13 protein-coding genes are annotated in these 14,052 nt (G+C 41.5%); 10 read left to right on the forward strand and 3 right to left on the reverse strand.

The window, feature by feature from the left end:
- Positions 1-13 precede the first annotated feature (13 nt).
- From L4C37_RS18820 to cysD, 3 genes are all read right to left on the reverse strand, one after another.
- Positions 14-1,738 carry an SLC13 family permease gene (locus L4C37_RS18820; protein ID WP_137375157.1) on the reverse strand — a complete coding sequence of 575 codons (1,725 nt, stop codon included), beginning with the start codon at positions 1,736-1,738 and terminating at the stop codon, positions 14-16.
- A gap of 62 nt (positions 1,739-1,800) precedes the next feature.
- Positions 1,801-3,228 carry a sulfate adenylyltransferase subunit CysN gene (gene cysN / locus L4C37_RS18825; protein WP_137375156.1) on the reverse strand — a complete coding sequence of 476 codons (1,428 nt, stop codon included), beginning with the start codon at positions 3,226-3,228 and terminating at the stop codon, positions 1,801-1,803.
- Between the two features lie 18 nt (positions 3,229-3,246).
- Positions 3,247-4,191, reverse strand: coding sequence for a sulfate adenylyltransferase subunit CysD (cysD, locus tag L4C37_RS18830; RefSeq protein WP_261856030.1), 945 nt, complete (start codon positions 4,189-4,191; stop codon positions 3,247-3,249).
- 417 nt (positions 4,192-4,608) lie between these two features.
- On the opposite strand from cysD, the gene L4C37_RS18835 reads away from it, so the two are divergent.
- The 10 genes from L4C37_RS18835 (at position 4,609) to L4C37_RS18880 (ending at position 14,046) form a co-directional block, all read left to right on the forward strand.
- Positions 4,609-6,585 (forward strand): bifunctional 2',3'-cyclic-nucleotide 2'-phosphodiesterase/3'-nucleotidase, encoded by a 1,977-nt coding sequence (locus tag L4C37_RS18835; protein ID WP_429769425.1) that lies wholly within the window; start codon positions 4,609-4,611, stop codon positions 6,583-6,585.
- Positions 6,586-6,911: 326 nt separating this feature from the next.
- Positions 6,912-7,499 carry a DedA family protein gene (locus L4C37_RS18840; protein ID WP_429769426.1) on the forward strand — a complete coding sequence of 196 codons (588 nt, stop codon included), beginning with the start codon at positions 6,912-6,914 and terminating at the stop codon, positions 7,497-7,499.
- Positions 7,496-8,629, forward strand: coding sequence for a D-alanine--D-alanine ligase (locus L4C37_RS18845; RefSeq protein ID WP_429769427.1), 1,134 nt, complete (start codon positions 7,496-7,498; stop codon positions 8,627-8,629). Before L4C37_RS18840 ends, L4C37_RS18845 begins: the two co-directional genes overlap by 4 nt.
- A gap of 99 nt (positions 8,630-8,728) precedes the next feature.
- Positions 8,729-9,271 (forward strand): hypothetical protein, encoded by a 543-nt coding sequence (locus L4C37_RS18850; protein ID WP_373367633.1) that lies wholly within the window; start codon positions 8,729-8,731, stop codon positions 9,269-9,271.
- A gap of 1 nt (position 9,272) precedes the next feature.
- Positions 9,273-10,106, forward strand: coding sequence for an NRDE family protein (locus L4C37_RS18855; RefSeq protein ID WP_429769428.1), 834 nt, complete (start codon positions 9,273-9,275; stop codon positions 10,104-10,106).
- 14 nt (positions 10,107-10,120) lie between these two features.
- The gene (locus L4C37_RS18860; protein ID WP_171735456.1) at positions 10,121-10,558 is read left to right on the forward strand and encodes a YHS domain-containing (seleno)protein; all 438 of its coding nucleotides are present in this window, start codon (positions 10,121-10,123) and stop codon (positions 10,556-10,558) included.
- Positions 10,559-10,568: 10 nt separating this feature from the next.
- Positions 10,569-11,021, forward strand: a complete 453-nt coding sequence (locus tag L4C37_RS18865; protein WP_273296105.1) for a hypothetical protein — start codon at positions 10,569-10,571, stop codon at positions 11,019-11,021.
- A gap of 2 nt (positions 11,022-11,023) precedes the next feature.
- The gene (locus L4C37_RS18870) at positions 11,024-12,778 is read left to right on the forward strand and encodes a bifunctional lysophospholipid acyltransferase family protein/GNAT family N-acetyltransferase (protein WP_429769429.1); all 1,755 of its coding nucleotides are present in this window, start codon (positions 11,024-11,026) and stop codon (positions 12,776-12,778) included.
- Between the two features lie 112 nt (positions 12,779-12,890).
- A complete protein-coding gene (locus tag L4C37_RS18875) occupies positions 12,891-13,460 on the forward strand; it encodes a Crp/Fnr family transcriptional regulator (protein ID WP_273296989.1) in 570 nt (189 codons plus the stop codon).
- A gap of 130 nt (positions 13,461-13,590) precedes the next feature.
- Positions 13,591-14,046, forward strand: a complete 456-nt coding sequence (locus L4C37_RS18880; RefSeq protein ID WP_429769430.1) for a GNAT family N-acetyltransferase — start codon at positions 13,591-13,593, stop codon at positions 14,044-14,046.
- The last annotated feature ends 6 nt before the right edge of the window (positions 14,047-14,052 follow it).

Genomic DNA, 14,052 nt, shown 5'->3' on the forward strand with positions numbered 1-14,052 from the left:
TAAGTGAACAACATTAAAATGGAAAAAAGTAAGGGATCAAACTCAATACTAATACCGAATATACAATCGAAATGGGAATGCCAATACGCAAGTAATCCGTTATATGATAATTACCAACGCTGTATACAAGCAGGTTTGTTTGATAACCATAAGGAGAAATAAAACTCGCACTCGCACCAAATAATACCGCCATAATAAACGGCATAGGATCGACGCCATAACCAACAGCCATACTGTAGCCAATTGGAAATGAAAGGGCAGCAGCAGCATTGTTTGTTACTAACTCAGTCAGTACAAGTGTCATTAAGTAAGTCGCAACCAGAGCACCAAAGACGCCCCAGCCGTTAAATGCTTCCATAAACATCAACCCCATCCTTTCAGATAAGCCTGATGAAATCATTAATTGTGCTATAGACAGCGCAGAGCCAACAATAACGACAATATCAACAGGAAAACGTCTACGTAACTCACTAAGCTGAACCACTCCGAAAACTACCAGCAGTAATAAGAATACCGCTAAACCTTTAATAATTGGTGCAATACCAGCAAGTGAAAAACCAATAACAGCAGCAAACCCTAACAGTACAAAAGCAGATTTATCGCCATCAAGCTTGGCACTAGAATCTAAGTCATTCATCAGCACAAATTCTTTGTTGTGTTGCTGACGTTGCTCTTCAAAACGCTTGCCAGGTACTAAAATTAAGGTATCGCCAGCGGCTAAGGTAATATTGCCTAACCCGCCTTCAAGCCTTTCATGTCCACGACGTATAGCTACAACCACTGCATCGAACTTATCTCTGAACTGACTGGTTTTTAAGGTCTTATTACAAAAGCTTGCAGATGAACTGACTACGACTTCCACAAAGTTTTGACCATTCAAATGGTGCTGACCAAACAGAGTGAGACCTTGAATTTCTTGCAGTGTCGCTACACTTTCGACATCACCACAGAACAGCAGTCGATCTCTGGCTTGTAAAACAAAATCGGGGTCAATAGATGCGGTCGTTTGCCCATCACGAATCACTTCTGCGAGAAACAGTTTTCTTAATGCTCTTAAATTATTTTCACTCACGCTACGCCCGACCAAAGGAGAACCAGGTTCAACACGTGCCTCTAGAAAATAAGGAAGATCATCTTGCGATCCATCGTCATAGGCAGGCAGTAGATAGCTTAATGGAATAAGGATCAGCACCCCACCCACCAGCACAGCTAAGCCGATCAATGTCGGAGTGAAAAAGTTTAAGCTAGGTAAACCCACATCTTCCACAAAGCTGTTGATGATCAAGTTTGTCGACGTTCCGATCAAAGTCAGCGTACCACCTAGAATAGCGGCGTAAGATAGAGGGATTAATAATTTTGATGGTGCGTGCTGCTGATTGCGTTTGATCGCTCCGATCAATGAAACCACAACCGCAGTATTATTGGTAAAAGAAGAAAGTAACGCTGTGGAAATACCCAACTTTGCTACAACTGTACCTAGCCGACCTTCTGAAATATTACGGCTAACCCAGCTAATTAAGCGAGTTTTCTCCAACGCACTAGACGCAAGAATAAGAAGAATAAGAGTCAGTAAAGATGAATTGGTAAAGTTGGTCGCTAAACTCGTAAGATCAATTAAACCAGCCATAAACGCAATAAATGCGGCACTGGCAAAAATGTAACTAGGCTTAATTCGAGTGACCAGTAGGCAAGTTATGATGCCAAGCAAAATCGCTAATACAAATCCTTGTTCCCACATAAACTTATCCTTAATGGCGGAAGCGAATGCCTCCGCCTATTAGTCTTTAATTCAGTTCTGAATTATTTCAATAACTGACTTAAATCTTTCGCATCCCAATGTGGGAAATGCTTACGAACAAGTGCATTAAACTCAATCTCGAACGCAGAGAAGTTACCAACCTGCAGCTCAACTGAATCTAAACGGTCACGAATCAAACCCGCACCAACCGTTACATTTGTGAGACGATCGATGATGATAAAACCACCTGTATCAGCACTTTCTCGGTACTTATCAAGCGCGACAGTTTCATTAAGAGACCATTCACAAAGCCCAATACCATTCAGTGGCAACTCACTCGCTTCATGGCTTGATAAGTTATTGATGTCGTATTGATGCTTAACTGACTTAACCTGTCCAACCGTTTTCTTGCCTGCAATTTTAATATCGTAATCACGACCAGCTTGTAACGGCTGTTCAGTCATCCATACAACATCTGCAAGAATATGGTTTGTAGATTCAACTTGAGCATTTTCCAGCACAATCAAATCACCACGGCTAATATCAATTTCATCTTCTAGAGTCAGTGTTACGGCTAGCCCAGCTTGCGCCGATTCTAAATCACCATCAAAGGTAACAATGCGCGCTACTTTTGATTTCTTACCAGAAGGAAGAGCTTTGATTTCATCGCCAACACTTACTCGACCAGAAGCAATCGTGCCAGCAAAACCACGGAAATCGAGGTTAGGTCGGTTGACATATTGCACAGGGAAGCGGAACTCACCTGACGATCGTTTTTGATCAATGTCGACATTCTCAAGTACTTCAAGTAATGAAGGGCCTTCAAACCAAGCAAGCTCTTCGCTTTCAGAAGCGACATTAATCCCCTCAAGAGCTGAAACTGGAATGATTTGGATATTAGTTTCACCTTCCAAGTTTTCAGCAAACTCTAAGTATTGATCGCGAATTTCTTCAAAACGTTCTTGTGAGTAATCCACAAGATCCATTTTGTTTACCGCAACAACAAAGTGTTTCAGACCCAATAGGTTGGAGATGAAAGAGTGACGACGCGTTTGATCCAATACGCCCTTACGAGCATCAATTAAGATCACGGCGAGATCACACGTTGAAGCACCTGTTGCCATGTTACGCGTGTACTGCTCATGCCCTGGAGTATCAGAGATGATGAACTTACGTTTTTGCGTAGAAAAATAACGGTACGCTACATCAATGGTTATACCCTGCTCTCGCTCTGCTTGTAGACCATCTACTAACAAAGCTAAATCTGGTTTCTCACCAGTAGTACCAACACGTTGGCTGTCAGAGTGAACCGCTGCTAGCTGATCTTCATAAATTTGTTTTGTATCGTGGAGCAAGCGTCCGATTAGAGTACTTTTTCCATCATCTACAGAGCCACAAGTCAAAAATCTAAGCATTGATTTATGTTGGTGTTGGCTTAGGTAGCCTTCAATTCCTAGCTCGGCTAGTTCGGCTTCTACTGCACTATTCATTCTTCTTTCCTTAGACTCTTAGAAATAACCTTGGCGCTTTTTCAGCTCCATAGAACCAGATTGGTCATGGTCGATCGCTCGTCCTTGACGCTCACTTGACGTCGCCACCAGCATTTCTTCAATAATGCCTGTTAACGTATTCGCTTCAGACTCCACAGCACCCGTCAGTGGGTAGCAGCCTAAAGTACGGAAACGAACGCTTTTCTCTTCAATCACTTCGCCTTCTTCAAGCTTCATACGGTCGTCATCAACCATAATCAGCATGCCATCACGCTCAACTACTGGGCGCTTCTCAGAAAGGTAAAGTGGAACAATTTCGATATTTTCTAGGTAGATGTACTGCCAGATATCCAGCTCAGTCCAGTTTGATAAAGGGAATACACGAATACTTTCGCCTTTGTTTACTTGGCCGTTATAAGTGCGCCATAGCTCTGGACGTTGATTTTTTGGATCCCACGTGTGGTTTTTATCTCGGAACGAATACACACGCTCTTTTGCTCGTGACTTTTCTTCATCACGTCGAGCACCACCGAAAGCGGCATCAAAACCGTATTTGTTTAACGCCTGCTTCAACCCTTGTGTTTTCATGATATCGGTATGCTTAGAAGAGCCATGCACAAACGGGTTACATCCCATTTCGATGCCTTCTGGGTTTTTGTGTACCAATAGATCAAAACCGTATTTCTTTGCAGTGCGATCACGGAATTCAATCATTTCACGGAATTTCCAATCGGTATCTACATGCAGCAGAGGGAAAGGGATTTTTCCTGGGTAAAAAGCTTTACGAGCTAAATGAAGCATCACAGATGAATCTTTACCGATTGAGTACATCATTACCGGATTATCAAACTCAGCGGCAACTTCACGGATAATATGAATACTTTCCGCTTCTAGCTGTTTTAAGTGGGTTAAACGTTCTTGGTCCATTTCAGTGCTTCCTTTAAGGCTCGCTTCACGAGCAATTCATTACTTGGCTAACCAAGCATGGGATTTGACTTATTCACCAATGACGGTGAGTCGGACTTCGGCACTAGCTAGGGAGGATATTATTGTTGAGCGATCCGTTGCTAGTCATCTGCCGAGTGCATCCTTGATATAGGCATTATGACCAGCTCCTTATATTACTGGAAATTCTAAAATTTCATTTTTTATTCGAAAAGCTGATAAGGGAAAGTAAATTAATGAATTGTAGAGACTTAACCAAGCCAATATTTGACGATGAAATGTGATGAACTTGTATACTTATTGAGGTAACAAATTGCAGAACGGCATCAAGTAATAGAGGCAAGTCACGTTTTAACCTTCACCGTAATCTGTGTTTCACTGAAATTTGTTACATTACGCAACGTATTTTCTTTATATCCACTTTGGAGCTACATTATGAAAGTTGCTATGAAACCTTTATCTCTGGCAGTACTTGCTGGTTTAGGCCTGACACTTTCAGGTTGCACAACGACACCTGATACTGATGAAGTGATTAATTTACGTGTTGTAGAAACCACAGATATCCATACCAACCTTATGGACTACGATTACTACAAAGATAAACCATCTAAAAAAATCGGTTTAGCACGTACTGCAACTCTCGTAAAAGAAGCTCAAAAAGAAGTAACTAACAGCGTATTAGTGGATAACGGTGACTTACTGCAAGGTAGCCCAATGGGTGACTACATGGCAGATAAAGGCATCGAAGCCGGTGAAGTTCATCCAGCTTACAAAGCAATGAACCAACTCAGTTACGATGCTGCGAACCTAGGGAATCACGAGTTCAACTATGGTCTAGAGTTCTTAGAAGAATCAATCAACGACGCTGATTTCCCATACATCAGCGCGAACGTTTACGACGCTGAAACCAAAGAACACTACTTCACGCCTTACATCATCAAAACACACACCTTTGCTGATACTGCAGGTGTGGAACACGAAGTGAAAGTCGGTTATATCGGCTTTGTTCCACCGCAAATCATGACGTGGGATAAGAAGAATCTTGAAGGCAAAGTCATTGCTCGCGATATCATTGAAACCGCTAACGAGTTAGTACCTCAAATGAAAGCTGAAGGGGCTGAAGTCATTGTTGCGATTCCTCACTCTGGTGTTTCAACCGATCCGTACAAACAAGGCGAAGAAAACTCGACGTTTTATCTATCTGAAGTAGAAGGCATTGATGCCATTGCCTTTGGTCACGCACATGCGGTTTTCCCAGGTAAAGGATTTGATGACATTCAAGGTATTGATAACGAAGCCGGAACAATGAATGGTGTTGCTGCTGTAATGCCAGGGCGTTGGGGTAGCCACGTCGGTGTTATGGATCTAACACTTGCACAAAAAGACGGTAAGTGGAGCGTGGTAAAAGGTCAATCTGAAGCTCGCCCTATCTACGATAAAATTGAGAAGAAATCTTTAGCTGCTGCTGATGAAGGTATCGTCACTGCACTAGAAAAAGACCACGCGGGTACTCGTGAGTTTGTTAACCAACCAATTGGTAAAGCAGACGATGTGATGTACAGCTTCCTATCTCTAGTTCAAGACGATCCGACAGTACAGATTGTTAACCTTGCACAGAAAGATTACGTTGAGCGCTTTATTCAAGGTGACCCAGACTTAGACGGCATTCCAGTACTTTCAGCCGCTGCACCATTTAAAGCGGGCGGTCGTAAGAATGACCCAGCTAATTTCACTGAAGTCGAGTCCGGTCAGCTCACCTTCAGAAACGCGGCGGATTTGTACCTTTACCCGAATACGTTAGTAGCGATGAAGGTTACAGGTCATGAAGTAAAAGAATGGCTTGAATGTTCTTCAGGTCAATTCAATCAAGTCGATGTGAACTCAACAGCACCGCAACAATTGATTGAGTGGGATAACTTCCGCACTTACAACTTCGACGTTATTGATGGTGTGGATTACCAAATCGACGTAACTCAACCTGCGAAATACGATGCAAACTGTAAAGTGATTAATCCTGAATCACAGCGTATTGTGGGTCTTACTTACCAAGGTAAGCCTATTGATATGAAGCAAGACTTCCTTATCGCGACTAACAACTACCGCGCTTACAGCAACAAATTCCCGGGAACGGGTGAAGACTTCATCGCATTTGATGCTCCAGATGAAAACCGCACCGTTCTTGCGAACTACATTTCTCGCGTAAGCAAAGAACAAGGTCAAGTAAGCCCAACGGCTGACAACAACTGGTCTTTTGCTCCTATTACTGCCGATAAGAAACTTGATATCCGTTTCGAAACATCTCCAAGTGAGAGAGCCGCGCAGTTCATCAAAGATAAAGGTCAATACCCGATGAAACGTGTAGCGACTGACGATGTAGGATTTGCCGTTTACCAAATCGATTTATCGAAATAAGCTAAACTAAATCGATACACTTAAACGATAAAAGGCTGAGTATTTTTACTCAGCCTTTTTTTGTTTCTAACTGTCTTTTCATCACTCTATTTAACCCCCTAACCTATACATCTCCTTCAGCCTTAATGAGTTCCTCATTTGCCTTTTAGCCTCTACGTTCGCAAATTTAAACCCTTAGGAAATAAACATCTTAGTAAAAAAACAATTTCAACCTGTAAGTTTTTTGTATGAGTCCCTGTCTACTATTTAACTACAATTAATTGGTAACAAATTGATAACCAAATATCCGTTTACCAGTTAGAGATTAAAAAGCAAAGGCGATATTTATGGGCATCACAGAGAATATTCAAGTATTCCTAAATTCTGGCGAACAGTCAGTTGGATGGCTCATGCTCGCAATTATTGCTTTGTCTTACTTACTTGAGGACTTAGCCATAGTCACGGCTGCTGGTCTGGCGGTGCAAAAGGTGATGCAACCTGAACTTGCTTTACTTGCGATTTTCATTGGTATTGCGACTGGTGATCTTGCTCTGTATTACTTAGGGCATTCAAGCCGTTATTTCCGTGGCGTTCGCTATAAAGCGCTCACTAATCGTCACTTCCGAGCTTTGCATCAAAGGCTACATAAAAACGCCTTCATGAATTTATTCATCATTCGCTTCATTCCTGGGCTAAGAACCGTAGGTTTTACTCTTAGTGGTTTCTTCTCTGTATCCATTCCTGTCTTTCTTGCCGCAGTACTCAGTGCTACGGCAATTTGGACCTGTCTTGTTTTCTCAATCATTTATTACTTAGGTTCTTCAGCTTGGCTTCAAGCCACCCAGTACCAATGGGCTGTAATCCCTTGTGCAGTCTTACTATTGATTACTGCCAACCGTCTGCTTAATAGAACTTACTCAAGAGGGCTGTCATGAGCTTACTAAATGCAATCCAGTGTATTCCACCTCATAAGATCAATGCGGGTATGCCACCATTAGAAGAAGATACCAAACGCAGTGTGTCGCCTTATGAGTTCCTGCCGAGTTGGTTTTTCTATACCCCTGTCTTCGTGCAAAGCTTACTCCAAGGGCTACAGCATCAAGACTTAGGGTTACCACTTATTGCTAACCCTAGTATCAAGCTCAGCGGTATGGTTGGTGAATCCAAGCACGACATTTTGAGCTTAGCTGGTAAGCAAAGCCAACCATGGATCTCCCCTTTTATTACACTGACTAAAACGGATCTTAACTCCCAAAAGCAAGCAAAGGATGCCTATTCAGCTCTTCTACAAGCAAGCCTAGATTTTCCGATTGTCGCAAAACCGGATCTAGGCTGTCGCGGTGCTGGCGTGAAACTGATCAATAACCATGATCAACTTGAGCAATATATTGATTCATTTCCGAATCAAGCACGTTTTCTACTTCAACAAAAAGCCCCTTACCAAGCTGAAGCGGGTGTCTTTTATGTTCGCTATCCAGAGCAAAAGCAAGGGCAGATCATTTCGATCACTTTGAAGTATGCACCAACCGTAACTGGGGATGGTGAACACACCCTTAAAGAACTGATCAAAAGTCACCCAAGAGCCGGTCAACTAAGCCACCTTTACCTCCCAAGACACATTGATAAATTGGATTGGATTCCTCAAAACGGAGAAGAATTTCAACTCGCTTTTGCAGGAAGCCACAGCCGTGGATCTATTTTCAGAAACGGTAACCAGTTCATATCTGAAGCACTCACCCAAAAGTTGGATGCGATTTTCAATGATTTTGGTGGCTTCTATTACGGTCGTTTAGATATCAAATTCAAGGACATCCAAACATTAATGCAAGGCGAAGATTTTACGATTCTCGAAGTGAATGGAGCCAGTAGTGAAGCAGCGCATATCTGGGATCGAAACACACCTCTGAAAGAAATTTTTTCCACATTACTCCAGCAATATCGAATTTTATTTGAGATTGGCGCGCAGCAAAAAAAACGTGGTCACCGCACTCCACCTCTCAAAGAGTTATTCAATGCTTGGCAAGATGAAAAACGGCTTGTACAGCAATACCCGAGCACCGATTAAGCCATTTCCCAAAGACTAATAATGCATAGATAAAGTAAAAGACGATTGATTGAACCCTTTATCTCATAAAGAAAATCAAACCAGTTTCGAGGATTTTTAATGAACCAAATAAGACAGGCAACGCCGCAGATAACCATGCCTTCAAGTGTGACAGGAGCGATCGAAATTCTAAATCAAGGGTACGAATTTCTTTGCTCAATTTCAGATAGCGATTATCTATGCAGTGCTAAGCCACATATCACAAGCTCTATTGGTGAGCATACACGCCACACTCTCGATCTTTTTCATGCGCTCATCATTCAAGAAGATCTGACGGTGGATTACAACACTCGCCGAAGAGGGCATGCAGTAGAAAATGAGCGCACGATAGCTCTATCCGAGATCCAATATGTCATTAACTGGCTAAAACAGGTTGATCCAATATTACTCAGTACTGCGATTACTATTGAAACTGAAGTCTCTATGAATAACCAAGTTTTTCATTCTATTCCATCAAACATAGAACGAGAGATCACTTTTGCTGCTCTGCACGCGAATCACCACTACGCAATGATCAAAGTGATCGCGACTTTTTTAGAAATACAAACTTGCCACGCTTTTGGTTACGCCCCAACAACCGCTAGCTACCTGAGGGAGCAATAAAATGTGCTCAGTATCTTGGCTACTAGAAAAGAAAGGCTACCAAGTCTTTTTTAACCGTGACGAACAAAAATCACGAGCATTAGCGTTACCACCTAAAAAATACACCTTAGATGGTGTGGATGTTTTGATGCCTTTAGATCCTGTGGGTGGCGGAAGTTGGATTAGCATGAATCAATTCGGCTTGTCCTTATGTTTACTCAATAACTATCAAGGGAAGCTTGCTGCTGGTTCACTCCTAAGCCGTGGTCTTTTGCTAAAGCAACTTTCTAGCAGTTCGACTACAGAACAAGTCTCGCAACAATTTCAGCAACTTGAAATTGAGCGATTTGCTCCATTTACGCTATTAGTTTTCTCTCCGAATCTAAGCCTATTGAACCCAAAGGTTATGGCTTACACATGGAATGGTGAGCAAATCTCAATATATGAAACTGACTCGCCTTTATTTTCATCTGGCTTTGATTTATCTAACGTCGTGCATTATCGCCAGACCATTTACCGAAAGCTGACTCAAACTGGTAAATCACAAGAAACGCTGCTTGCCTTTCATTCTCATCATCACCCTGATTTCAGCCACATGTCGACATGCATGCATAGAGAAGACGCACACACAGTTAGCTTTACGCATTTGCATTCAAATAATGGTGATTTCTCAATGTTCTACCGCCCTGGCTCACCATGTTCTTCATTAAAAGAAACATCGCAGGAACAGGGAGCATCCAAAACAATCAAGACGTATCAAATAGCGAATCATCAAGTAATTAGCCATCAAATAACAGCTAACGAAATTAGCCAAAACCGATCCACTTTTGACCTTTCAGAAGCATTAAACACATAGAACTGGAGAATATTATGAGAAAACTACTGACAGCATTCTTATTACTGCTCAGCCCTTTATCTTTCGCCGATGATGAAATTTATACCGGTATTTTCAGCAGTAAAGCCCTTGATGGCTATGACACCGTTGCCTATTTTTCACAAAACAAGCCAGTGAAAGGAAGCAAGCAATTCACAACAGAGTACAAAGGCGCAGATTGGTATTTTTCTACTGAAACCAATTTGACTTTATTTGTTAATAATCCTGAAAAATATGCTCCTCAATATGGTGGCTATTGTGCATGGGCAGTTTCAGCTAAAAATGACTTTGCACCAGGAGATCCATTGCAGTGGAGCATAGTGAACAACAAGTTGTATCTCAATTATGACCAAGACATTAAAGATCTTTGGGAAACAAAAAGAGACGCACACATTCAGCAAGCCGATAAAAATTGGCCACAGCTAATCAATTAAGGAATTCACTATGACATTCGCTCCACTTAAACATATTCCTTCAGCATTTATTGCTTTTGTATTTATTCAGTCGCTATTTTTTAAGTTCACAGGCTCATATGAGACGGACCATATATTTGGAACTCTAGGTGAATGGTCCGGGCTTGATTGGTTTGGATCAATCGGTGGGTATGTAATTGGAATAGCAGAGCTTATTGCCGCCTTTCTACTTTTCAGCAGGTTTCATGGGATGGGAGCACTCATGAGTGTCGGCATCATGAGTGGCGCTATTTTCTTCCACCTATTTACGCCTCTCGGAATTCAAATGCCTGAGTTTAATGCGACAGGTGACATTATCGGATACGACGGTGGCTTGTTATTTGGAATGGCATGTCTGGTTTGGCTATGCGGTGCATTTCTTACAGTAAAAGATCTAAAAAATCAAAATGGTTTTCTTTATAACTTCATTAATAAGGCAGAATAATTATGATTGATAGTCCTTTTCGTTTACCTCGTTATACACCTTTCGGTTTAGGTGAATCTGTTGTCGAGTGGGCAACAGGGCTATCTAAGCTTGATCAAATATATCAACAGCGCCCAGCCGAGCTATCGAGCTTTGAATTCATGCATCATACTTTGTCTGCGTTAAATATTGACTACAGTATTGCAGCGGGATCAACTACTAATATCCCAACAGAAGGTCCTGTCGTTATTGTGGCTAACCATCCTTTAGGGGCAATTGAAGGAGTAATCCTCGCCGATCTAGTTGGATCAATACGCCAAGATGTTAAGGTGCTTGCTAATGAATTATTGAAGCGCTTACCTGAACTCGATGAGCTATTTATCGGTGTTGATGTCTTTAATAACAAGCAAGCTAAGCAAACCAATGCAAAAGCTATCCGAGATGCCAATCATCACTTAGCTGATGGTGGTGTGCTCATTGTCTTTCCTGCTGGTGAGGTATCAAGTTACTCAAAGGAAGACAGAACTCTCACCGATATCAAGTGGAGTAAGTCTGTTGCTAAGTTTGTTAAACGCCATCAAGCAGCAACAGTGCCAATCTTCATCAACGGCAAAAACAGCGAACTATTTTACCAAGCAGGTCGTGTACACCCTTTACTTAGAACAGCGCTCCTCGGTCGAGAGTTACTGAATAAGCGGGCTTCTACAATTTCCATCTCTATTGGTTCTTCGATTCCTTATTCTGAAATTAAATCTTTCGAACAAGATATGGATATCGTTAATTACCTTCGTTTAAATACCTATTTAATGAGCCAAGAAGATGACCAATTTTCAGAAAGCACCTCAAACCCATTATTTGATACTTCAATAATTTCTGCCATCGACCCTGTACTACTCAGTAAAGAGATCGCATCGATTCCAAGCGAAATGAAGCTTTTAGAACAAGGCGTCTTTGAAGTGTATTGTACACCGAGCCAAGTCATACCTAACCTAATGCAAGAGATTGGCAGAGTAAGAGAAGAGAGTTTTAGAGAAGTGGGAGAAGGCAGCGGTCTCGCCTGTGATTTGGATGAATATGATCTGTATTACAATCAACTCTTTGTTTGGAATACCGAAAAATCAGAACTAGTAGGCGCGTATCGATTAGGTTTAGTAGACGAGCTCATCTCAGAACAAGGTTTAAGCCACCTCTACTCGCGTAGCTTATTCAACTACAATCAAGAGTTTATCGATACTTTAGATCACAGCATTGAGTTAGGTCGATCCGTTGTCAGTAAAGCCTATCAGAAGAACCTCAACTCACTACTATTGCTATGGAAAGGCATTGCGACATTTGTTGCTCGTAACCCGAAATACACGCACTTATTTGGTCCTGTTAGCATCAGTAATGATTACAGCCACACAGCCCGCTTACTTATTGCGACTACTTTATCTATACATCATTACGATGAAGAAAAGGCAAATTTAGTCAGCCCACTCTCTCCATTGAGTACTAACAAGAAAGTTTTTTGGCAAAACCACTTATTGTCATCACTTGCCAGCGTGCCTTTACTATCGAAAGTCCTGTCTCGTATGGAACAAGGAAAAGGCTTACCTGTCTTACTGAGACAGTATTTAGGCATGAATGGAAAGCTGGTTTGTTTTAACGTCGACCCCGCATTTAACGATGCTTTAGACGGTTTAATTGTCGTGAACCTCCCCAAAGTACCACTTAAAACCTTAGGCAAGTATATGGGAAGAGACAAAGCAGAAGCCTACATCAACAATCACTTAACCTAACTTCAGAGCTTTAAAGCCCAACAAGTCAGACATAAAGATCATTAGACGGTGTCTATACCTAAGCCTAAATAAGTGCGATGATTTCTGCAGTTATTTGGCTTAGGTGATACACATGCATTCAGCGTTTATTGAACAACTAAAAAACTATAACTTTAGTGATCAAGAGATAGAGTCTCTTATCTCTGTCGCTAAATCGATAGAGCTTCCTACACGACATATTTTAGTGAACCAAGGAGAAATGGCAGACTCCATTTACTTTATACTTGAAGGGTTGTGCCATGCTTGTTACCTAACCGAGGAGGGAAAACAGTATAGTAAAGAGTTCTACTGGGAGCATGATTGGGTGATAGGCTTCGAAAGCTTAATCAAATCTCAGCCTTCCCCGTACTTACTTGAAACCCTCACACCTATTGCTTTGCTAGAAATCCCAATGAAATGGCTTGTCGAATGGCGAGAGCAAAATAATCCTCTTTACCTTAAGTTGCTTGAGACACAATTAATGTATAAAGAGAACAAAGAGCGCTTCATGCTGCTTTATACACCAGAACAACGCTACCAATTATTTTGTGAACATTATCCTGACCTTTTGATGCGACTTAATGACAACCAAGTTGCGGCATATTTAGGGATCACAGCAATCAGCCTAAGCAGAATTAAAACGAGAATAGCGGATAACTCATAACCGTCTTTAAAGAGGCGATCTAAATACAGATCGCTCTAGTAAATGAAAACTGCATTAATTAACAATTGTTAATGATTAACCACAGCGCTATTGATACATTCACTGCCATAATTTAATTCAGGATGAAAATATGATTACGTGGCAGTGTATTCCTTTCTCACAACTCACCACTCAGCAGTTGTACGAACTCTTACGATTAAGAACTGATGTTTTCGTCGTTGAGCAAACATGTCCATATCCAGAGCTTGACGGTAAAGATACCGTAAACGGCGTTCATCACTTACTTGGTTATAAAGACGCAAAACTTGTAGCATGTGCGCGATTACTTCCACAAGGCGTCACCTTCGATAATGTCAGTATTGGTAGAGTCACCACACGCTTATCTGCACGTGGCGATGGTTTAGGTCATCAATTACTAACTCAAGCTCTTCTCCAAACTGAAAGATTATTCCCTAGTCAAACCATTGATATCGGCGCACAAGAACACTTAGAAAAATACTACGAGCAACATGGATTTAAAAGAATTTCAGAGATGTATCTAGAAGATGATATTCCGCACATCGATATGCGCTTAGAAAAGAAGTAAAACAGA

The organism is Vibrio kagoshimensis (assembly GCF_050337535.1).
GTDB classification, from domain to species: domain Bacteria; phylum Pseudomonadota; class Gammaproteobacteria; order Enterobacterales; family Vibrionaceae; genus Vibrio; species Vibrio gallaecicus.